General features: G+C 34.7%; 14 protein-coding genes and 3 tRNA genes. 6 read left to right on the top strand and 11 right to left on the bottom strand.

Annotation, left to right across the window (positions count from 1 at the left end; all coding sequences use genetic code 11):
• Nucleotides 1-11 precede the first annotated feature (11 nt).
• Nucleotides 12-1,295 (top strand): anion permease, encoded by a 1,284-nt coding sequence (locus ACP7AQ_RS03545; protein WP_426091738.1) that lies wholly within the window; start codon nucleotides 12-14, stop codon nucleotides 1,293-1,295.
• 69 nt (nucleotides 1,296-1,364) lie between these two features.
• Here the strand turns inward: ACP7AQ_RS03545 and ACP7AQ_RS03550 are convergent, their stop codons facing one another.
• The 4 genes from ACP7AQ_RS03550 to ACP7AQ_RS03565 form a co-directional block, all read right to left on the bottom strand.
• A complete protein-coding gene (locus tag ACP7AQ_RS03550; protein WP_426063209.1) occupies nucleotides 1,365-1,646 on the bottom strand; it encodes a GNAT family N-acetyltransferase in 282 nt (93 codons plus the stop codon).
• Nucleotides 1,647-1,689: 43 nt separating this feature from the next.
• The gene (locus ACP7AQ_RS03555; RefSeq protein ID WP_426063208.1) at nucleotides 1,690-2,205 is read right to left on the bottom strand and encodes a DUF421 domain-containing protein; all 516 of its coding nucleotides are present in this window, start codon (nucleotides 2,203-2,205) and stop codon (nucleotides 1,690-1,692) included.
• Nucleotides 2,206-2,289: 84 nt separating this feature from the next.
• Nucleotides 2,290-3,672, bottom strand: coding sequence for a 30S ribosomal protein S6--L-glutamate ligase (gene rimK, locus ACP7AQ_RS03560; RefSeq protein WP_426063207.1), 1,383 nt, complete (start codon nucleotides 3,670-3,672; stop codon nucleotides 2,290-2,292).
• A 137-nt stretch (nucleotides 3,673-3,809) separates the two neighbouring features.
• Nucleotides 3,810-6,356 carry an ATP-dependent Clp protease ATP-binding subunit gene (locus ACP7AQ_RS03565; protein ID WP_426094434.1) on the bottom strand — a complete coding sequence of 849 codons (2,547 nt, stop codon included), beginning with the start codon at nucleotides 6,354-6,356 and terminating at the stop codon, nucleotides 3,810-3,812.
• 256 nt (nucleotides 6,357-6,612) lie between these two features.
• Between ACP7AQ_RS03565 and gyrA the strand changes: the two genes are divergently transcribed.
• Nucleotides 6,613-9,261: a DNA gyrase subunit A gene (gyrA, locus tag ACP7AQ_RS03570; RefSeq protein ID WP_426091739.1), complete on the top strand. Its 2,649-nt coding sequence runs from the start codon at nucleotides 6,613-6,615 to the stop codon at nucleotides 9,259-9,261.
• Nucleotides 9,262-9,307: 46 nt separating this feature from the next.
• Complete coding sequence (locus tag ACP7AQ_RS03575) at nucleotides 9,308-10,576, top strand: tetratricopeptide repeat protein (RefSeq protein ID WP_426094435.1); 1,269 nt, start codon at nucleotides 9,308-9,310, stop codon at nucleotides 10,574-10,576.
• A gap of 52 nt (nucleotides 10,577-10,628) precedes the next feature.
• Here ACP7AQ_RS03575 and ACP7AQ_RS03580 read toward each other — a convergent pair whose 3' ends face one another.
• Both ACP7AQ_RS03580 and ACP7AQ_RS03585 read right to left on the bottom strand, forming a co-directional pair.
• On the bottom strand, nucleotides 10,629-11,390 hold the full coding sequence (locus ACP7AQ_RS03580) for an NlpC/P60 family protein (RefSeq protein ID WP_426063203.1): 762 nt from the start codon (nucleotides 11,388-11,390) through the stop codon (nucleotides 10,629-10,631).
• A gap of 72 nt (nucleotides 11,391-11,462) precedes the next feature.
• Nucleotides 11,463-12,641, bottom strand: a complete 1,179-nt coding sequence (locus ACP7AQ_RS03585; RefSeq protein WP_426094436.1) for an acetyl-CoA C-acyltransferase — start codon at nucleotides 12,639-12,641, stop codon at nucleotides 11,463-11,465.
• 228 nt (nucleotides 12,642-12,869) lie between these two features.
• Here ACP7AQ_RS03585 and ACP7AQ_RS03590 point away from each other — a divergent pair.
• From ACP7AQ_RS03590 to ACP7AQ_RS03600, 3 genes are all read left to right on the top strand, one after another.
• Nucleotides 12,870-12,953 (top strand) — tRNA-Ser (locus tag ACP7AQ_RS03590).
• Between the two features lie 19 nt (nucleotides 12,954-12,972).
• A tRNA-Pro gene (locus ACP7AQ_RS03595) sits at nucleotides 12,973-13,047 on the top strand.
• A 22-nt stretch (nucleotides 13,048-13,069) separates the two neighbouring features.
• Nucleotides 13,070-13,143, top strand: a tRNA-Arg gene (locus ACP7AQ_RS03600).
• Between the two features lie 1,072 nt (nucleotides 13,144-14,215).
• On the opposite strand, the gene ACP7AQ_RS03605 is transcribed toward ACP7AQ_RS03600, so the two are convergent.
• From ACP7AQ_RS03605 to ACP7AQ_RS03625, 5 genes are all read right to left on the bottom strand, one after another.
• The gene (locus tag ACP7AQ_RS03605) at nucleotides 14,216-15,049 is read right to left on the bottom strand and encodes a universal stress protein (protein WP_426094437.1); all 834 of its coding nucleotides are present in this window, start codon (nucleotides 15,047-15,049) and stop codon (nucleotides 14,216-14,218) included.
• A gap of 287 nt (nucleotides 15,050-15,336) precedes the next feature.
• Nucleotides 15,337-15,483, bottom strand: a complete 147-nt coding sequence (locus ACP7AQ_RS03610) for a TerC family protein (protein WP_426091795.1) — start codon at nucleotides 15,481-15,483, stop codon at nucleotides 15,337-15,339.
• Nucleotides 15,474-15,716, bottom strand: a complete 243-nt coding sequence (locus ACP7AQ_RS03615; RefSeq protein ID WP_426094623.1) for a TerC family protein — start codon at nucleotides 15,714-15,716, stop codon at nucleotides 15,474-15,476. Before ACP7AQ_RS03615 ends, ACP7AQ_RS03610 begins: the two co-directional genes overlap by 10 nt.
• Before the next feature lie 933 nt (nucleotides 15,717-16,649).
• Nucleotides 16,650-19,382: a cation-translocating P-type ATPase gene (locus tag ACP7AQ_RS03620; protein ID WP_426094438.1), complete on the bottom strand. Its 2,733-nt coding sequence runs from the start codon at nucleotides 19,380-19,382 to the stop codon at nucleotides 16,650-16,652.
• Nucleotides 19,383-19,457: 75 nt separating this feature from the next.
• Nucleotides 19,458-19,892 (bottom strand): phosphate-starvation-inducible PsiE family protein, encoded by a 435-nt coding sequence (locus tag ACP7AQ_RS03625; protein WP_426063197.1) that lies wholly within the window; start codon nucleotides 19,890-19,892, stop codon nucleotides 19,458-19,460.
• Nucleotides 19,893-21,013 lie beyond the last annotated feature (1,121 nt).

A 21,013-nucleotide genomic window follows, 5' to 3' on the forward strand; every position in this document is an offset into this window, starting at 1 on the left:
AAATTATAATTATGGAATTTACTCTACTTATAGTTATTATAGTTCTGGCATTGATCTTTGATTACATTAATGGTTTTCATGATGCTGCCAATGCTATAGCAACGGTCGTTGCCACAAAAGTATTAAGTCCTTTTCAGGCAGTTGTGTGGGCAGCTTTTTTTAATTTTTTGGCTTATTGGGTTTTCGGTTTTGGAGTAGCGGATACTGTTGCGAAAACAGCTAACACGATGGATATCAATTTAGTTGTGATTCTAGCAGGTGTTATTGCTGCAATTATTTGGAATTTATTTACTTGGTGGCAGGGAATTCCTTCAAGTTCGTCCCATACTTTAATAGGCGGATTTGCCGGAGCAGCAATTGCTCATGCAGGTTTTGGTGTTGTTTCTTGGTACAAAGAAGGAAAAGATGGTGGCATGCCTTCAGGAGTTTTAATCATTGTTGCTTTTATTATTTTAGCACCCTTGTTAGGAGCTTTAATTTCTTATTTAATCTCGATTTGGTTGCTTAATGCTTCTAAAAAGAGCATTTATCCAAAGATTTTCACAGCTTCTTTAATGATTTTGACAATCTGGTTTGTAGAAAGCCAGATGATATATTACGATCAAATCACAAAACCACGTTTCGACTCCCATTTTTGGAGTGTCGCGTTAGAAGCACATAATATAAAATGGTTTTTAGTTGCATTTATTGTTCTTTCCATCAGCACATTCTGTTTGATATTTAGTAGTTTAAATTTAAATCAAGCAACGGCATGGCTGAAAAAAATGCAATTGCTATCTTCTGCAGCTTTTAGTTTAGGACACGGTGGAAATGACTCCCAAAAAGTGATGGGTATCATCGCCGCAGCGGTTGCTGTTTATATTAATACAAGTGGTGTTGCCCAAGAAGCATTGCCTAGTTGGTTAGATGTGGTGTTGCCAAATGATGAAGGTGCCTTCAAAATGCCGACTTGGATTCCGCTAGCGTGTTATTCTGCAATTGCAGCTGGAACATTAAGTGGTGGCTGGAAAATCGTAAAGACGATGGGTTCAAAAATCACAAAAGTAACTTCTTTTGAAGGTGTTGCCGCAGAAACTGCCGGAGCATTGACCTTATATTTTACGGAGCATTTTAAAGTGCCTGTAAGTACAACACATACGATTACCGGATCTATCATTGGAGTAGGACTTACTAAAAGAGTTTCTGCAGTACGCTGGGGAATGACGGTAAGCTTATTATGGGCGTGGGTTTTAACCATTCCAATTTCAGCAATATTAGCTGCAATCATTTATTATACTTTCAGTATTTTTATTTAATATGTGAATACCATCCATAAAAAAACCATTCTTCAGGAATGGTTTTTTTATGCACTAAAATTAAGTTGGCTAAAACTGGAGATCTTGAATTTCTTTTGTTTTATCAAATATGCTTTTCGCAAATGAACATGTGGGCACAATTTTAAAATTGTTTTCTCGAGCGTATTGTGCGGCTTGTAATACCAGTTTTTTGCCCACATTTTGTCCCGAAAAATCAGGATTTACTTCGGTGTGGTCAATGATAAATTTATCGGTTCCCGACCAAGTATATGTCATTCTTCCGACTTCTACTTGATTGACAACCGCTTTAAAATGGCCATTTTTAGTTTCGTTTAAATGTTCAATTGTCATAAATTTATAATTTAATTTGTTACTATTTCAAAGGGAGGTGTGATTAATTTATTCCACTTAAACTTTTGTGAATGTGTTTTCGTTTGTGATAGGTTTGTTTTAAATTTTGATTGCCGGAGATAATGCTGATGTTACCATCTATTTCAAGCATTGCGAGTTTTACATCTTTAAAATATTCGATTCCATGTTCGCGCATGGCTTCTTTCAATTCATCAGAAGAAATGTTTAATTTGCTCAAGGTTTTAAAATCCAAATTTCCGTCATGGATTAAAATCTCTGGTTTTTCTTGCATGAAATCACTGAATTTGGGGTACTTAAACATCAATTTCTTTAAAATAAAATTAGTGATAAATAGGACTGAAGCTGCGGCCAAACCTCCCCATAAACTGGTGTTGTTTCCAACCATTGCATTTTGAACGGCGTTGCTGATGAGCAGAATCAATATTACATCAGCGGTGTTCAGCTGTGACAATTCTTTCTTGCCAAAAAGACGTAATGCAATAACCATAAAAAAATAAACGGCACTACTACGGAGAATTATCACTAAATACTCGTTCATTTTTTTAGGTTTAATATATTTTTAAAAAGTACTACAAGGACAATAATTCAATATACTGTATTTATAGTGATGCAGAATTATTGGTTATTTCAACTCAGTTTTTTGTTTGAAATTTTTTTCAATTGCTTTGATCATTTCTCCGGCTATGTCTTTATTTGTAGCTCCTTCAATTCCTTCTAATCCCGGTGATGAATTTACTTCCAGCAATAATGGTCCTTTAGCGGAACGAATAATATCAACGCCAGCTACTTTCAAGTCCATTGCTTTCGTTGCTTTGATCGCAATCCGTTTTTCCTCTGCAGTAACTTTTATGACAGATGCCGTTCCTCCAAGATGGATGTTGGCTCTAAATTCGCCTGGCATCGCTTCGCGCTGAATGGCAGCCACTACTTTTCCGTCAATTACAAAACAACGAATATCTTTTCCGTTGGCTTCCTTGATGAATTCCTGAACTAATATATTGGCATTTAAACTTTTGAAAGCATTGATAACGCTTTCTGCGGCTTTTTTTGTTTCGGCTAAAACGACACCCTTTCCTTGAGTTCCTTCCAATAATTTTACGATTAAAGGAGAACCGCCTACCATTTTTATCAAATCATCGGTATCCAAAGGCGAATTAGCAAAACCAGTCGTAGGAATTTCTACACCGTGATTTAGCAGTAATTGCAAAGAATATAATTTATCGCGTGATTGCGTAATGGCGTTCGATGAATTTAAACAATATACTTTTAAGGCTTCAAATTGTCTCGTCAAAGCGCAACCGTAAAAGGTAATACTTGGTCTGATTCTAGGAATGATGGCGTCAAATTGATTTAATATCTTACCTCCACGATAATGGATTTCCGGTGTTTTTGCATCCAGTTTCATATAACATTCCTTGATGTTTAAGAAATGCATTTCATGGCCTCGCATTTCTCCGGCTTCCATGATTCGCTTGTTGCTGTACAATTCAGGATTACTGGCTAGAAGCCCGATGCGTAAACCGGATGTCGCTTTTTCAGAATTTTTATATAATTCTTTTAAAGTATCTGTTGTAGGTTGTCCTAAAAGATATTTTTGTTCCGGATCTACTAAAACTCTTCCACTCATTGCTTCACGACCCAAAAGCATTCTGAAACCCATAGAATCTCGATTAGTCAGTGTCATTTCTATTGGCCACTGTGAATTTCCAATTTGTAGATTTGTTTGAATAACATAGCGTTGCTCTCTAAAACCACTGGAACTTTTCACAATACGTTTATCAATTAAAGCTGCTTCACAATGAATTACCGTTTTTTGATTATTTTGTATCGGATTAATGTCAAATTTTACCCAGTTGCTCTCATTTTTTATAAATGGAGCGATGTTGATAGCGTGTAAAGCTGATGTTTTTGCACCTGAATCCACTCGGGCTTTTATCGTGGGAATTCCTAATTCAGGAAAAGAACACCATTCTTCACTACCTAGAATAACTTTATTATCTGACATAAAACAATTTTAATTAACCTTTTTTATAAAGACCAAATGTAAATATTTGTTTTCAAAAAAAGTGTGTTAATCGTAAAGAATAAACCCGCTATGTTATAAAAACGTAACGGGTTTACATTATATATTCTTACCAGAATTTAAAGGTTGGTAGGCTCTCCGGCTTTGTGAACCTTAACTGTTAATTCTTGTGCACCATCTTCTATATCCATGAAAATCTCATCTCCAATTGTAATTTTTGAAGTAATAATTTCCTCAGCCAGCGTGTCTTCAACATATTTCTGAATGGCTCTTTTTAATGGTCTTGCGCCAAATTGCCTGTCGAATCCTTTATCCGCAATAAAAGCTTTGGCTTTATCAGAAAGATTCAATTGATAGCCTAATTCTGCTACTCGAGCATATAGTTTTTTCAATTCAATTTCAATAATCAAATCAATATCATGTTTTTCTAAAGCATTGAACACAATTACATCGTCAATTCTATTTAAGAATTCTGGCGCAAAAGTTTTTTTCAATGCATTTTCAATGATACTTTTTGAATTATCATCTGCCTGAGCCACTTTGGCAGCAGTGCCAAAACCAACACCTTGTCCAAAATCTTTTAATTGTCTGGCTCCAACATTTGAAGTCATGATAATTATAGTGTTTTTGAAATCAATTTTTCTACCTAAACTGTCTGTTAAATAACCATCATCCAAAACTTGCAACAACATGTTGAAAACATCAGGATGCGCTTTTTCTATCTCATCTAACAATACAACGCAATATGGTTTTCTGCGAACTTTTTCCGTTAGCTGCCCACCTTCTTCATATCCTACATATCCTGGAGGCGCTCCAACTAAACGAGAAATTGCAAATTTTTCCATGTATTCACTCATGTCAATACGAATTAAGGCGTCTTCAGAATCAAATAATTCCTTCGCCAGAACTTTTGCTAATTGGGTTTTACCAACACCGGTTTGTCCCAAGAAGATGAAAGAACCAATTGGACGATTCGGATCTTTTAATCCCGCACGATTTCTTTGTATCGAACGAGCAATTTTCATTACTGCTTCTTTTTGTCCAATAACCTTCCCTTCAATTAGTTCTGGAAGTTTAGCTAGTTTGTTACTTTCTGTTTGAGCAATACGATTTACGGGAATCCCGCTCATCATAGAAACTACATCGGCTACATTATCTTCTGTAACTTCTATTCGGTTATTTTTAGCATCTTCTTCCCATTGTTCCTGAGCAACAGCTAAATCTTTTTCAATGCGTTTTTCATCGTCACGAAGTTTTGCGGCTTCTTCGTATTTTTGTTTTTTCACCACAACATTCTTCAATTCACGTACATCTTCTAATTGACGTTCGAGATCTAAAATTTGTTTTGGAACTTCAATATTGGTAATGTGAACTCTAGAACCTGCTTCGTCTAATGCATCAATCGCTTTGTCCGGCAAGAAACGTTCAGACATATATCTGTCCGTTAATTTAACACAAGCTTCTATTGCTTCTTGTGAGTAGGTAACATTGTGATGGTCTTCATATTTGTTTTTGATGTTATTCAAAATAGTTATCGTTTCGGAAACTGATGTAGGTTCCACAATTATCTTTTGAAAACGTCTTTCTAATGCACCATCTTTTTCTATATATTGTCTGTATTCATCTAATGTTGTGGCGCCAATACATTGAATCTCTCCGCGAGCTAACGCAGGTTTAAACATATTAGAAGCATCAAGTGAGCCTGTTGCGCCACCGGCACCCACAATCGTGTGAATTTCATCTATGAAAAGAATGATATCGTCATTTTTTTCTAATTCGTTCATCACCGCTTTCATGCGCTCTTCAAACTGTCCACGGTATTTAGTACCTGCAACAAGACTGGCTAAATCTAAAGTGACCACACGTTTATTAAATAAAGTACGTGATACCTTTTTCTGGATTATACGTAAGGCTAAACCTTCGGCGATAGCTGATTTCCCCACTCCTGGTTCCCCAATAAGTAATGGATTATTCTTTTTTCGACGGCTCAAAATTTGAGAAACACGTTCAATTTCTTTCTCGCGTCCTACTACAGGGTCAAGTTTTCCTTCTTCGGCCATTTCTGTTAAATCTCTTCCAAAATTATCTAATACAGGAGTCTTCGATTTTTTATTGGATTTATTGGCTGGATTGTTGAAAGTTCCTTCTTTTAGACTGTCATCTTGTCCTGAATCGTCATTGTATGATTCGTTTCGGGGCAAATTTTCTATAAAATTTTCTTCGTTTGGAGTCATGTTTAAATATTGTTCTTTAGCAACGTCATAATCGATTTTCAGTTTATTCAGTAGCTTGGTTGTTGGATCGTTTTCGTTTCTTAATATGCACAATAATAAATGCGCGGTGCTAATGGACGAACTTTGAAATACTTTAGCTTCTAGGAAAGTGGTTTTCAATGCTCGTTCTGCTTGTCGTGTTAAGTGTAAGTTTTTCTTTTCAACATTTACTTCCAAGCTTGAACTCACTGGGCTCAGGATTTCCACTTTTCGACGTAAGTAATCTAAATCAACATCCAGGTTGTTCAATATTTGAATTGCTTTTCCGTTTCCGTCTCTTAAAATGCCTAACATTAAGTGTTCCGTGCCTATAAAGTCATGCCCTAATCGCAAGGCTTCTTCTTTGCTGTAAGTAATAACGTCTTTTACTCTTGGTGAAAAATTATCATCCATAATATATATTTGATATCGTAAATTTAGTGAATTAATGATAGAGGAACAAAAACCATTCCCATAAGAAGTCATGTCAGCTAAGAGACAAAAATAATCATAATATAATAGTTAATTTTCCCTTAAATTATTAACTAAAAACGAAGTTTAATTTGTTAATAAATCATTGAAATAAGTATTTTAAAATTAGTTTAAAAATTTCAAAAAAGCGTATATTGGCACGTTTTGAAACTAATATAATTATTTAATATAACAACCTATGTCTGAAGGAGAAAAGTTAATTCCTATTAACATTGAAGATGAAATGAAAACAGCTTACATTGATTATTCGATGTCAGTAATTGTATCAAGAGCACTTCCAGATGTCAGAGATGGCTTGAAACCAGTACATCGAAGAGTACTTTATGGAATGCATGATTTAGGAGTAAACTCCAGATCTGCCCATAAAAAGTCCGCAAGAATTGTCGGGGAAGTTCTTGGAAAATATCACCCACACGGTGATACCTCTGTTTATGATGCCATGGTTCGTATGGCACAAGAATGGAGTATGCGTTATTTATTGATTGACGGTCAAGGTAATTTTGGTTCCGTGGATGGGGATAGTCCTGCAGCAATGCGTTATACGGAGGCTAGAATGCGTAAAATTTCGGAAGAAATCTTGGCGGATATAGATAAAGAAACTGTTGATTTTAAATTAAATTTTGATGATACTTTAGAAGAGCCAACAGTTATGCCAACGCGTGTTCCTACCTTATTAATAAATGGGGCAACAGGAATTGCAGTGGGTATGGCTACAAATATGCCTCCTCACAACTTAACCGAGGTAATCAACGGTACGTTAGCCTTCATGGATAATAATGATATTGAGATTGATGAGTTGATGACGCATATCAAAGCCCCCGATTTTCCTACAGGTGGTATTATATATGGATATGAAGGCGTTCGTGAAGCATTCAAAACAGGTAGAGGACGTATTGTAATGCGTGCCAAAGTAGGTTTTGAAGAAGTGGACGGAAGAGAATGTATTATTGTTACCGAAATTCCTTATCAAGTTAATAAGGCCGATATGATTAAGCGTACGGCTGATTTGGTTAATGATAAAAAAATTGATGGAATTGCGAATATCCGAGATGAATCGGATAGAAACGGGATGCGTATCGTTTATATTTTAAAACGTGATGCTACGCCAAACGTAGTTTTAAATACACTTTATAAGTTTACACAATTACAGTCTTCTTTCAGTGTAAACAATATTGCAATTGTAAAAGGGCGTCCGCAAATGTTGAATCTGAAAGATCTGATTCATTATTTTATAGAGCACCGTCATGATGTGGTGACTCGCAGAACGCAATTTGAATTGAAAAAAGCGGAAGCTAGAGCGCATATATTAGAAGGTTTGATTATCGCTTCGGATAATATTGACGAAGTAATTGCTTTAATCAAAGCTTCAAAAAGTACCGAAGAAGCAAGAGAAAAATTAATTGAAAGATTCAATTTATCCGATATTCAATCTCGTGCAATTGTTGAAATGCGTTTGCGCCAATTAACAGGTCTTGAACAAGATAAGTTAAGAACAGAATACGAGGAAATTATGAAGTTAATTGAGCATTTAAAAGCTTTATTAGCAGATGTAAACTTAAGAATAGCCTTGATTAAAGAAGAACTAACGGAAATTCGTGATAAATATGGCGATGAACGTCGTTCTGTTATTGAATATTCAGGAGGAGACGTAAGTATTGAAGATTTAATTGCCGATGAAAATGTAGTTATCACGATTTCTCATGCAGGATATATTAAACGTACGAACCTTACAGAATACAAGACTCAGAATAGAGGCGGAGTTGGACAAAAAAGCGCTGGTACAAGAGATCAGGATTTCTTGGAGCACATGTTTGTGGCAACGAATCACCAATACATGATGTTTTTTACCCAAAAAGGAAAATGTTTCTGGATGCGCGTTTATGAAATACCAGAAGGAAGTAAAACGGCTAAAGGTAGAGCGATTCAGAACTTAGTTAATATTGAAAGCGACGATAAAGTAAAAGCATTTATTTGTACCCAAGATTTAAAAGATCAAGATTACATCAAAAGTCACAACCTTATTATGGTAACTAAAAAAGGTCAGGTTAAGAAAACTTCTTTAGAGAAATATTCTAAACCGAGAGTTAATGGTGTTGCTGCAATTACTATAAAAGAAGGCGATGAATTATTGGAAGCGAAATTAACTAATGGTGAAAGTCAAATTATCTTGGCACTTAAATCTGGGAAATTAGTTCGTTTTGAAGAAACAAAAACCCGTCCTATGGGAAGAACAGCTTCTGGAGTACGTGGAATTACTCTTAAAGATGAAACAGACGAAGTTATTGGCATGGTTACTGTTGACAAGGAAAATATTAACGATTCACAAATTTTAGTTGTAACTGAAAATGGATATGGTAAACGTACCAAATTAGTCGATGAAGATGGTGAAGATGTTTATAGAATTACTAATCGAGGAGGAAAGGGTGTGAAAACACTTAACATTACAGAAAAAACCGGAAAACTTATTTCGATTAATGCAGTTACTGATGCTGATGATTTGATGATTATCAATAAATCTGGATTAACAATCAGAATGGCTATTGAAGATTTGCGTGTAATGGGACGAGCAACCCAAGGAGTTAAATTGATAAATCTAAAAGGTAAAGATTCGATTGCTGCAGTAACTAAAGTAATGAAAGACGATGTTGCAGAAGTGGTCGTTGACGAAGAAGGTAATGTCATAGAAACAGAAGCTATCGAAAGAGTGAAGCCTATTTTAGAAGTTCTTGAAGATGAAGGTGCAGATGAAGATGATGAAGAAGATGATTCTGAACAAGAGGAAGTTGATGACGAGGCTGAAGGTGACGACGAAGATGATCAAGCATAAATAAAAATAGATAACAAGAATAATTATAAAACAAACTTAGAATATTATGAAAAGTAAATATGTATTACTAGCATCAGCGTTATTGATATCAGTAGCTACTTTTGCTCAAAAAGATCAAATAAAAGCTGCTGAAAAATTATTAAAAGGAGGTAAATCGCAGGAAGCAGCAATCATCTTGATGGAAGCAGAGTCGTTACTATCTAATGCGACAGATGCTGAGAAAGCTCAATTTTTCTTTTTAAAAGGAAATGCCTTATTAGATTTGGCAAACAAAAATGTTGATGCAAACACGAATCTTTCGCTTGCAGCAAAAGCTTATCAAGATTTAATTGCTGCTGAAAAAACTTCTGGAAAAGCTAAATTTTCAACACAGGCAGCTGCTTCAATTACTGATATTAAATTTAAATTGATTAACGGTGCAATTGCTGATTCAAAATTGGACAAGCATTCAGATAGTGCTAAAAAATTATCTGACGCTTATTTGCTAGATAAGAAAGACACAATCAATTTGTATTACGCAGCTTCTACTTATGTTAATGCAAAAGAATATGACAAAGCGCTTGAATTGTATGATAATTTAAAAACGCTGAACTATTCCGGCAAAGGAACGAGTTATTTTGCTGTTAATAAATTAACTACTCAAGAAGATTTTTTTACTACTGCTCAAGAAAGAGATAGAATGGTGAAACTTGGAACGCATGAAAAGCCAAGAACTGAAGTTGTGCCATCTAAAAGAGGAGAAATTTATAAAAATATGGCTTTAATTTTAGTTGAAAAAGGTAAAACGGAGGAAGCTAAAAAAGCAATCTCTGAAGCGAGATTGGCAAATCCGGAAGACACATCTTTGACTTTGACAGAAGCTAATCTTTATTTAGAAACGAAAGATTATGAAATGTATAAAAAATTAATCGCTGAAGTTTTGCAAAAAAATCCAAATGATGCGGATTTGATTTTTAACTTGGGAGTATTAAGTGCAAATGCAAAAAATGTAGCAGATGCTGAAAAATATTACAAAAGAGTTATTGAAATTAATCCAAAATATATCAATGGTTACATCAATCTTGCTGCAATGAAGTTAGAGAATGAAAAAGCAATTATTGACGAAATGAACAAATTGGGGACTTCTGCAAAGGATATGAAACGTTACGATGAATTGAAAAAGAAAAGAGAAGAGCTTTTTAAAGCAACAATTCCTTATCTTGAAAAAGCGGTTGAATTAGATCCTAAAAACGTAGATGTTTCTAAAACTCTTTTAGGCGTTTACAGCGCGTTAGAAATGACTGCGCAATACAAAGCATTAAAAGCAAAAATGTAAAATTTGCTTTTGAAATGTACAAAAAAACCTGTCTATATTTAGACAGGTTTTTTTATACTATTTTTTTAATGACTCTCAATTTGTGTGTATGCTTGTTTGTTTCAGCATTAAATATTCCTAAATGATCCAAGCGGTCTATCCGAACTTTTCCACTGGCGTGAATGATATAATTGTCGGCCATTATAATTCCAACATGAATGATGTTGCCTTCTTCATTATCAAAAAAAGCTAAATCTCCAGGTTCGCTCTCTTCAATAAAACTTAAGGCTTCTCCTTGCGTTGATTGTTGCGAAGCATCTCTCAGCAATTTGTAGCCATTGAGTTTGTATACCATTTGAGTAAATCCGGAACAATCTATACCAAAAGGAGTTTTTCCTCCCCAAAGATAAGGAGCATTCAAATACATAAAGGCTGTATTTAGTAGGCTTTCTTTAGTTTTCTCGCCGCTGGTTTTAGTTCCTTCAAAGTCAAAATTTGAAATATTTATCTCATTGTGATTTATAAACGATATCGAAGAACCAAGCGGAATCGGTATCAACAGACTATTTGGTGTCGTGATATATTCTATTAAATCGGCATTTAAAATGATCGCCTCGTTCGATAATTGATTAAAATTCGCTTCGGAAATCAGTTGCAATTGTTTTGAATCTATCCATCCTTCGTAACCGTCATATTGCATTCTGATTTTGGACCACTGCTTTAATTGTTCTAAAATTTCAAAATGTTCACCAAATAAAACTTGAGAAACGGTTTCGCTTCTGTCATTAGGTTCAATTCTAAGTGGGATTATGGCTAGATTACAAATTCCGAACATTTAGATTCTTTTATGAGTTAAGAATTAAGAGTTATCAGTTTTTTAAGCCGATAACTCTTAAAATATAATTATTTAAGCTCTTTCAATTACAATAGCTGATGCACCTCCGCCACCGTTGCAAATTGCGGCAGCACCGATTTTAGCATTGTTTTGTTCTAAAACATTTAATAATGTAACGATGATTCTAACTCCGGAACAACCTAGAGGATGACCTAAAGATACGGCACCACCATTTACATTTACGTTGCTGTCACTTAAACCTAAAATTTTTGAATTAGCTAAACCTACAACAGCAAATGCTTCATTGAATTCAAAATAATCCACATCATTGATTGTTATTCCGGCTTTTTCCAATGCTTTTGGAATCGCTTTTGCAGGGCTTGTAGTAAACCATTTTGGCTCTTGCGCCGCATCAGCATATCCGTTAATATACGCCAATGGTTTTAGTCCTAAAGCGATTGCTTTTTCTTCACTCATCAAGATTAATGCTGCTGCACCATCATTTATTGTTGATGCATTGGCTGCGGTTACAGTTCCATCTTTTGTAAAAACGGCGTTTAGGGATGGTATTTTATCTAATTTTACATTAGTAAATTCTTCATCTTTAGAAACTATGATAGGATCTCCTTTTCTTTGTGGAACAGGAACAGGAACTATTTCATTATCAAATTTTCCGGAATCCCATGCTTTTGCGCTACGCTCATACGATTGAATTGCGAAGTTGTCTTGGTCTTCACGCGTAAAGTTATATTCTGATGCACATAAGTCCGCACACACTCCCATAGCGCTGTTATCGTAAGCGTCAGTAAGTCCGTCTTTCTGCATTCCATCAATCATGGTTGCAGGGCCAAATTTAGTTCCGTTTCTCAAATGCATGTAATGTGGAATCAAACTCATGTTTTCCATTCCACCGGCAACCACAATTTCGGCATCGCCACATTGAATAGCTTGCGCACCCAACATAACTGCTTTCATCCCGGAAGCGCAAACTTTATTTATTGTGGTGCAGGCAACCGTATTCGGTAAACCGGCAAATATAGCAGCTTGTCTGGCAGGAGCCTGTCCTACACCAGCTTGAACTACGTTACCCATAAATACTTCATCAATCAAATTTGGATCTAAATTTATTCTATCCAAAGCGCCTTTAATAGCTATTGCGCCTAATCTTGGAGCGGTAACTGTAGACAGTCCCCCCATAAAACTTCCGATAGGTGTTCTAACGGCAGAAACGATAACAACTCTTTTGTTCATGACTTTCATAATGTTAGTTTATGTAGCAAATTTAATCTTTTTTAAACAATTTCATATTTTGATGTTCAGATTATCTTTTTTAAATTTATTTTTATTCTATATGTTTGATTGTGAAGCTTTTTTATAAAAATGATGAAAAAAATTTAAAAAAAGAAGTAAAATAGTTGTGAGAAGTGTAAAGATGTCTTATTTTTGCAACCGCAAAACAGGTCACGTTTCCTTGAGCTTGGAGGGGTGCCAGAGTGGTAATGGAGCAGTTTGCTAAACTGTCATCGAGCAATCGGTGCCAGGGTTCGAGTCCCTGTCCCTCCGCTGTTATAATTTTGTTTTTCGGGGTGTAGCGTAGCTCGGTTATCGCGCCTGCTTTGGGAGCAGGAGGCCGCAGGTTCGAATCCTGCCACCCCGACTGAATTTTTTACATGAGCAATGGAGGCATAGCTCAGCTGGATAGAGCACCTGCCTTCTAAGCAGGCGGTCGAAGGTTCGAATCCTTCTGCCTTCACAACAAAACCCACTGAATTCAGTGGGTTTTTTGCGTTTACTGATTTTTGTATTTCTTATTTTCTTACATTTACAACAACAAAACGCAACTTTTTGCGACATTTTCACGAACAATTGACGAACATGAAAATTGAAATTAAACTGATTACTTCCCGAAAAGATTTTTTTTTAGGGTTTCCTCTGATGGTGTAAATTTCACAACAAAACAAACGTAAATCCAAAACGTTTGCTTTTTGTGCAGTTAATCATTTTATGCAGGACAGAAAAACGATATTTGATTAGCATCCTGATTATGATGTTTTGGTTTCTAATTAATATTGAATTGAAAATTTGAGCACGCAAATTGATTTTGAGTGGTGTTACGGATATTAAAAAAACGTTTCAGGTTATGTTTGCACTGGATTTTTTGCAAATTGTACTTTTGGATTATGCTAATTATCGAAGTCCCTTAGAATTGATAATTAATAAAAATATATTTTTTTTCATTTTAAATCTTTATTTGAATTCATCTTTTTTTTAAAGATATAATATTTTAATATTGGATTGTATTCTCTGCTAAAATTCTTTAAAGTCGTGCTATTTCTTGTCTTAATACAAATGCTTCTTTAGACGTACTTGTGATCTGCTGTTGCAATTCTGTTGCATCTGGAATTGTTATATTTTTTTAAGCTCTTCAACTTTATCCTTATCTTTTCAATTTACGGAAGCAAACAACCGTAAAACAGATACAACTGACAACAATTATGGCATTTTTGGACAAATCTCAGCCTGTTACGTTAATGATTTTTCAACTTCCTACAAATGGAAAAATCGGAAATGGAAAGTTGTAATTACTAATTTCAAAAACAACAGTTATTTTACAAGTAGCGCTGTAGGTTATCCAAGTCCAGATATAATACCTTCTGATATTAAAACTTTTTACACAAATTAGGAATTTGTTTTTTAATGTTTTAGAGTAAAAAAAGGCTACCTGGCTTTTCTCCTAAAGTTAATGGTGAACATTAAAATTAGTAATTACTAGAAGTTGCCTAATAGTATTTTACCGTTCTTTTTCATCTCGCCATTTCTGGCATTTATATTTTATTAAAAACGAGCAACGGTATTTTGGCTTTGAAGGAATAATTGACTGTGTTACTGGAGAAAAATATTTTATCGAAAAAACTTCTGTTTTGTTGCGTGAACATGATTATCATTGCAGGTTTTGACCGCTTGATTACCGCTTCTATATTTGAAATTAAACTTTCGGCGAGATTGATCTTTTCGACATGCAGTTTGATATTATGCTTTGAATTTTTTTTTACCAGTTCATTTATGACGTTTTTACTGGTTTTTATTTCGGTTGGGTAATTGAAATGGAGTATTTCAACTTTTGCCTTTAATGGCTTTGTGAATTCAATTACTTTTATCAGTTCATTCTCAAGATTTACAAGGTCTGAGGCGTAGAGGATATTTTTTATTTCACTTCTGTGATAATTGTGTGGCACGGCTATAACAGGAACCGTGGAATGAGTGATTAGACTGGAAGTGTTTGTCCCAAATATTTTTTTTAGTTTTCCTAGGCCTCTGGTGCTGATACAGATAAAATCGAATTTATTTTCCTGAGCATATTCCCTAATATTACTGTCTGCAAAAACAGCACTATTTATTACACAATCTTTTTTTTTGGAAACAACATCCATGTCTCTGTAAACCGATTCTACAAATTGGTTTAGTTTTTTTTGAATTTTATCAGCTTCTTTCCTTTCACAATCAGCGAAGGCGGAATCGCTCATTGACGTAAGATTTGCAATGTAATAGGAATGAAAAAAAGTCAGCTCAAATTTATTTTGTGATGCCAATTGAATGGCAAAACGCAAACCTGCTTTTGAGTTAGAAGAAAAATCGGTGGTAACAAGAATTTTATCCATAATCGTTTATGTTAATTATTATTTTGACAAAATGCAATTCAATTGACTGATTAAACCTATTATATTCTCCTGCTTGATATTAATGATATTGCAATGCTCAAGATTGAATTAATAACTATTACCAACAACACAATTTGTATTGGCAACTTGCAAAAATCAATCACCAACATTTTTAATCCCACAAAAATTAATTTAAAAGCAAGCCCCTTTTATAAATACCAGAATTTATCCATCATACCCGTGAGTGGAAAATACGGAGAACGCAAGCCATGTATGGCGTACACATTTCAAGTGTGAACAATAAAATGCTCTTGCGTAGAGGCCAGTATTACACGAATGCTATCTGCCGAAAAAATCAAATCGGTGGTTTCAATCAAGACCAAAACTAAAAATAAAGACGTTGCAAACGGTTTCCCGTCTTGTTTTATAAAAATTTTTCACTCATGCATATCATTGCTAACAGGCATTGCTCTACTGAATAATTTTTACAGGGAATTTTTTTTGACTCAATTATTACCTCTTTTTGTGTAATCATCTTATATAATCTAAAAATCAATATCGCTCCAAAAACATAAATCGTCGAATAAAATTTCTCGCTTAAGGCCACTCCCGCAAAAATAAAAGCAGCTCGCATTATCAAATCCCCGATCATTCTCCAAAACAGAATTTTATGCTAATGAATAGCAGGAGTGTTAAAATAAAAGTGAATACAAAAATATCATATATGCTCCATGCTTTTTCGATCACATAAACCGTAAAAAACTCCAATGCTTTTGTCTCACCTTCACAATAATAGAAAAGCATATCGAAGCACAAAGCAAGCGTCATCCGAACCCCTATCTAAATCAAAGATTATAAAACGCTTACTTCATGAGATTTACGATTAAATACCCCTAAATTTAATGCCGGAATCAGCAGTACAAATTCATTAAATCCAATCCAAAAACTCAAATCCGTTTGCATATTCACAAAATGTATAATTGATACTCTATGCTTATTTTGTCAAATTCAATTGGTCAATTTCATTGTTTACCAAAATTTTTGTCTGTTACCAAAATACGCACCTTTAGTTACGGTCAGACGATTTGCGTTTAAAAGCTGTTCGGGATTTACAGGCACAAATCGTTTTAAACGAAAATGCTTATGAAAGATAATAAGTTTTTTATCAAATGCCCAACAAAATTTTATACAATTAAAAAAACTTTACGCTTGTATAAATCCGTCACTGTTTATGATGGTTATATTTCTGACTTGTAATCCTATTTACTATTTTTTTGTTCGTATGCGGTTCGTTTTGTTGATATATAATACTTTGTAATTTTGATGCAGATGTTGTGTTAAAAAAATCTTGTTAAACACTCCAAACCTCGTGATCATTAACTAGTTTTAATGGTTCTTATGTTATTTTGCACTAATTGTCCAAATAGTTTGATGAGTTTAGTCTATTTGTTTTTTTATTTCATCTCGATAAGAATTATATTTAATTTCTTTTGGTTATTCTTTGATTGGTTCGCAAGATAATTCATTTACAATGCTACAACCCACATTTCATTTTTGTCAAACACTTCTTGATTACGAGTTTTACTTTTTCACTGTAATATTACATCTCAATATTTTTAAAATATTTTCTTTGAATCCATTTTTCAATACTGATGATTATTAGAATTGAAAAAGCGACCATGGCTGACACCCCCCATGCCTCCGCTTTTAATGGAGATGAATGAAACCAACGATTCATAAATGGAAAATAAACAAAAGCGGCTTGAACAAACAGTACTGTTGCAATTCCGATGTAAATAAACGGATTAGAGAAAAGCCCGATTTTATTGACTGAAAAATGAAGAGATCGGCAATCAATAAGATAAAACACCTGAAATAAAACCATTGCTGTTACAGCCATTGTTTGAGCTTCCGAAATGGCCAGTGAATGTGCGATGCCCCTGGACAGCTCATTATTATATTCCCAAAGAAATAATCCAATTGTTCCACCTGCCATTACCAGAGAAACTAGTATCATCCTGAAAATTATGAAGGAACTTAATAAAGGCTTCTTGGGCTTACGTGGAGGACGATTCATTACATCGGGTTCCATTGCTTCAAGCGCAAGCGGCAATGACAAGGCAACGGCAGTTATAAGATTGATCCACAATACCTGAACAGGTTGTATTGGGATGAGTAAAATTCCGTCTTTTGAGGGAAAAAACAACACAGCAATAAAAATAACCAATCCCAATCCTATACTTGTAGGCAGAAGAAATACAATAGATTTTAATAGGTTGTCAAATACTCTGCGTCCTTCTTCAACAGCCGCCTTTATACTTTCAAAATTATCATTGGTCAGGATCATGTCTGCCGCCTCTTTGGCAACAGCCGTACCACTGATACCCATAGCTACACCAATATCTGCACGTTTTAGTGCTGGGGCGTCATTTACACCATCTCCTGTCATGGCTACCACTTCCTCGCTGGCCTGAAGGGCTTTTACTAGATTTAATTTATCTTCAGGGGATACCCGTGCAAAAATATTGGTGTTTTTTACTACTTCTTGAATCTCTAGAGCATTCAAATTCTGAAGCTCCTTTCCGGTGATAACCCGATCTGCATTTATAAATCCAAGTTCCATGCCTATTGCTGCGGCTGTTGCAGGATGGTCGCCGGTAATCATTTTCACTGTAATACCTGCATTATGGCACGATTTTATCGCTTCTTTTACTTCCATTCTTGGAGGGTCACTTATGGCCTGTATTCCTAAAAAAGTAAAATCGTTAAGATCCTCTTCCATAATCTTTGATGAATGTTGGCTATCTAAGTTTCTGAAAGCGAAAGCCAATACTCTCATTCCTGTTCCTGCTAACTGTAAAGCCTCCGCTCGCACCATTTCTGTGTCAAAGACAATGGATGAATTTTCACTTTTTAATAAAAGTGGAATAACTGATTCAGGGGCGCCTTTTAGGTAAATTATTTTTTCTCCCAAAGGGGAGAGATGTAGCGTAGTCATTATTTTTTTTTCAGAATCAAAGGGTAATTCATCCAGCCTCGGCCATTTGCCTCTTAATTCGTCTTCGTTTATTCCAAACTTCCCGGCTACTGCTATAAGGGCAACCTCTGTGGGATCTCCTACTGCTTTCCAAAGACCCTCATTATTATGAAGTGTTGCGTCATTGCATAATGCAGCAGCCCTTATCAGTTCTCCAATTTCATCATCCGTTCCTTTTTCATCGGAATCATTTTTTAAAATTTCACCATCAGTGTTAATGCCTACTCCTGTGACATTGAATTTTTGCTTTCCATTCCAAAGAACCTGAACGGTCATTTCGTTAAGGGTAAGCGTTCCCGTTTTGTCTGAGCAGATTACAGTGGTGCTACCCAAAGTCTCTACAGCGGATAAATGCCGGATAATAGCTTGTCTTTTTGCCATTCGCATAACACCGATAGCTGATGAGATAGTAATTACGGCAGGCAGTCCTTCGGGGATAGCTGCGACCGCAAGAGTAATGGCAAAAAATATTGCATCAATAAGTGTGTAATTACGAAATATTCCAATTAGAAAAACTAAGACACCAACAAATATGATGGAATATGTAATTCCCCGTGCAATTTTTTCAAGAGATTTTGTCAGTGGAGATTTGACTGACGTGGTGGTTTGAAGAAGTACGGAAATTTTACCGATTTCTGTTTTAACCCCTGTTAAAACAGCTACGCCTTCCGCAGTACCAGAAGTAATCATTGTACCGCTAAAAACCATATTCTTACGGTCAGCAACTCCTGCATCTGAGTCAATATTATCCGTGTGTTTTTCTACCGGGAAGGATTCGCCGGTAAGGATAGATTCATTACACTGCATGTTTTTTACGAATGTAAGCCGTAAATCTGCGGATACCTTGTCTCCAGCCTGAAGCAATACATAATCCCCTGGTACAAGGTCAGCAGCCTGGATATTTTTTTGCTTTCCGTCTCTCATTACCGTAACATTCTCCGGTATCAACTGCAGAAGCCCCTGAATGGTTTTACCGGCTTGGTATTCTTGAACAAATCCGATAGTAGCATTAATAATTATAACGCAAAATACCACTATTCCATCAGTGATTTTACCCATAGCTATGGCAAGGGTGGTAGCAGCAAGGAGAACATATATAAGCGGGTTAAGAAATTGCCTCAGCAAAATTTTAAAGGCACTTTCTCTATTTTGCCTGTGTAGAATATTGGGTCCTACTATTTTCAGGCGTTTTTCTGCTTCTTTCGTATCAAGACCTTGCGAGGAAGCATTGAAGTTCTCTAATACATCATTATAAGAAACTGAATGCCATTTTTTATTTTGCAGTAATTGATCCATAATAACTTCATTTTATAGTTGTTATATTTTTAAATACAATTAAATAATTAAAAAACAGCGCGCTACTGGATTTGTTCAGGGTTTGTTTTGTGGTTTCTTATAATATTTTAACAAAAAATAAGCAAGACCGAGTGCAGCAATCATTAAAGCTAAACTCATAATAATATTACTACTTGTTTGCTGTATATCCAGTGTGATTATTTTAGTTGAAATAGCAATAATTGAGATTTCTATAATTTGAATAGTGGGAATTGTATCGGACGAAATAATTAATAGCAATGCTTTTATGAGCTCATATCCTACTGCTATGATCAGTATTAAATTAAATACTTCGAATAAGGTGGAAACTTCAATCAATAGATAAGGAGGAGCGATAATTTTTTTTAATTCTAAATAGATAAGATGTACTGTTCCCAAAATTAAAATTAAAGTCATAATGCTAATTAAAACACGAATTATATTTTTATTAGTGGCTGTAATTATTCTTAAAAATTTATCATCGCTCTTCATAGTATTTATTTTAACGGATTGAAGTTGCAGATTAATTATTTCAACTTTTAAGCGAGAACTTGTCAAATTGACAGAAAGCCCGCCGAAAATTGATTTTTTGTTTTTGATATTTTATGTTTTTCCTCTGTGTCAATTTTATCAGGGTTGTCTTTTACACTATAATGGTCCTATTATTACCAGTAAATTTAGTTATAAAAAAGTGTCTCTTTAGCAATATAATTATTTTTATTTTTTATTTTTGTTGATTGTTAGCAAAAAATAGAAAAAAAGTATATTGTTGTTTATCAGAGTGTTAATCTTAATTTGTCATTGTTTTATGTTCAATAATTACAATACATTTGTAGGATCTCTATTTTTTTGCGTAAAATTTACTTTGCCACTTTCCACATTTTAATTGTCAGGTCAAATTCGATGGTTTAGTTTTTTTACCTCTCTATTTCTCACTTTCCAAATTTCTTTTTTTGCGTTATTGCTTGCTGATTAATATGATTTGCTAAAAGGGAAAATGCCTAACTATTTTTCAATCGGAAATACTTGTTCGTTGTTTTCACTTAAACTTTTAATCATTGACCGCTGTTTGGAAAAATGCTGATTAGTTTTTTTTAATATATCTCGAATTAACTCAGCATCCTTAAGTTCTTTTTCCAGTTCATGGATTTTTTATTGCTTGGGACTTATTTAAAATTCCATTTTTTAGGAAAACTTCCTTCTTTAAACTCCTCGAACTCTTAACGCCATTTACACAACTGTGGCGCTGTTATTCCCAAATCTCTTAGAAACTCTGATTCATTGTGATTTCATAACTTAATTATCAAGCTTTTTCTATAAAGGCTTTATCATAAATTTTGCACACTTTTTTTATAGGTTAAAATTGAGGTTATTTCTTAATTATATGTGATTACTACGTTAGCATGTACACTATTATGTTGCTGATCTTTCATCCTCCAACAAATGAAAACTGCTAGTCGGAATTCCCAATTTTACAAATAAAAGTTATTTCAACTCCGGACCAACCAGTTATCTGCGATCAAGAATAATACATTTCGATGCAAGAACTTATTACACTACCCTTAAGTTTGTTTTTTAACCTATTTTAAATCTGATTTTTTGGTGTTTTTTTA

Origin of the sequence: Flavobacterium sp. DSR2-3-3 (genome assembly GCF_049896585.1) — a bacterium.
GTDB lineage: Bacteria > Bacteroidota > Bacteroidia > Flavobacteriales > Flavobacteriaceae > Flavobacterium.

Coding starts and splice junctions, on each gene's coding strand:
- ACP7AQ_RS03545 (WP_426091738.1), top strand. CDS start 12: ATGGAATTTACTCTACTTATAGTTATTATAGTTCTGGCATTGATCTTT.
- ACP7AQ_RS03550 (WP_426063209.1), bottom strand. CDS start 1,646: ATGACAATTGAACATTTAAACGAAACTAAAAATGGCCATTTTAAAGCG.
- ACP7AQ_RS03555 (WP_426063208.1), bottom strand. CDS start 2,205: ATGAACGAGTATTTAGTGATAATTCTCCGTAGTAGTGCCGTTTATTTT.
- rimK (WP_426063207.1), bottom strand. CDS start 3,672: ATGTCAGATAATAAAGTTATTCTAGGTAGTGAAGAATGGTGTTCTTTT.
- ACP7AQ_RS03565 (WP_426094434.1), bottom strand. CDS start 6,356: ATGGATGATAATTTTTCACCAAGAGTAAAAGACGTTATTACTTACAGC.
- gyrA (WP_426091739.1), top strand. CDS start 6,613: ATGTCTGAAGGAGAAAAGTTAATTCCTATTAACATTGAAGATGAAATG.
- ACP7AQ_RS03575 (WP_426094435.1), top strand. CDS start 9,308: ATGAAAAGTAAATATGTATTACTAGCATCAGCGTTATTGATATCAGTA.
- ACP7AQ_RS03580 (WP_426063203.1), bottom strand. CDS start 11,390: ATGTTCGGAATTTGTAATCTAGCCATAATCCCACTTAGAATTGAACCT.
- ACP7AQ_RS03585 (WP_426094436.1), bottom strand. CDS start 12,641: ATGAACAAAAGAGTTGTTATCGTTTCTGCCGTTAGAACACCTATCGGA.
- ACP7AQ_RS03605 (WP_426094437.1), bottom strand. CDS start 15,049: ATGGATAAAATTCTTGTTACCACCGATTTTTCTTCTAACTCAAAAGCA.
- ACP7AQ_RS03620 (WP_426094438.1), bottom strand. CDS start 19,382: ATGGATCAATTACTGCAAAATAAAAAATGGCATTCAGTTTCTTATAAT.
- ACP7AQ_RS03625 (WP_426063197.1), bottom strand. CDS start 19,892: ATGAAGAGCGATGATAAATTTTTAAGAATAATTACAGCCACTAATAAA.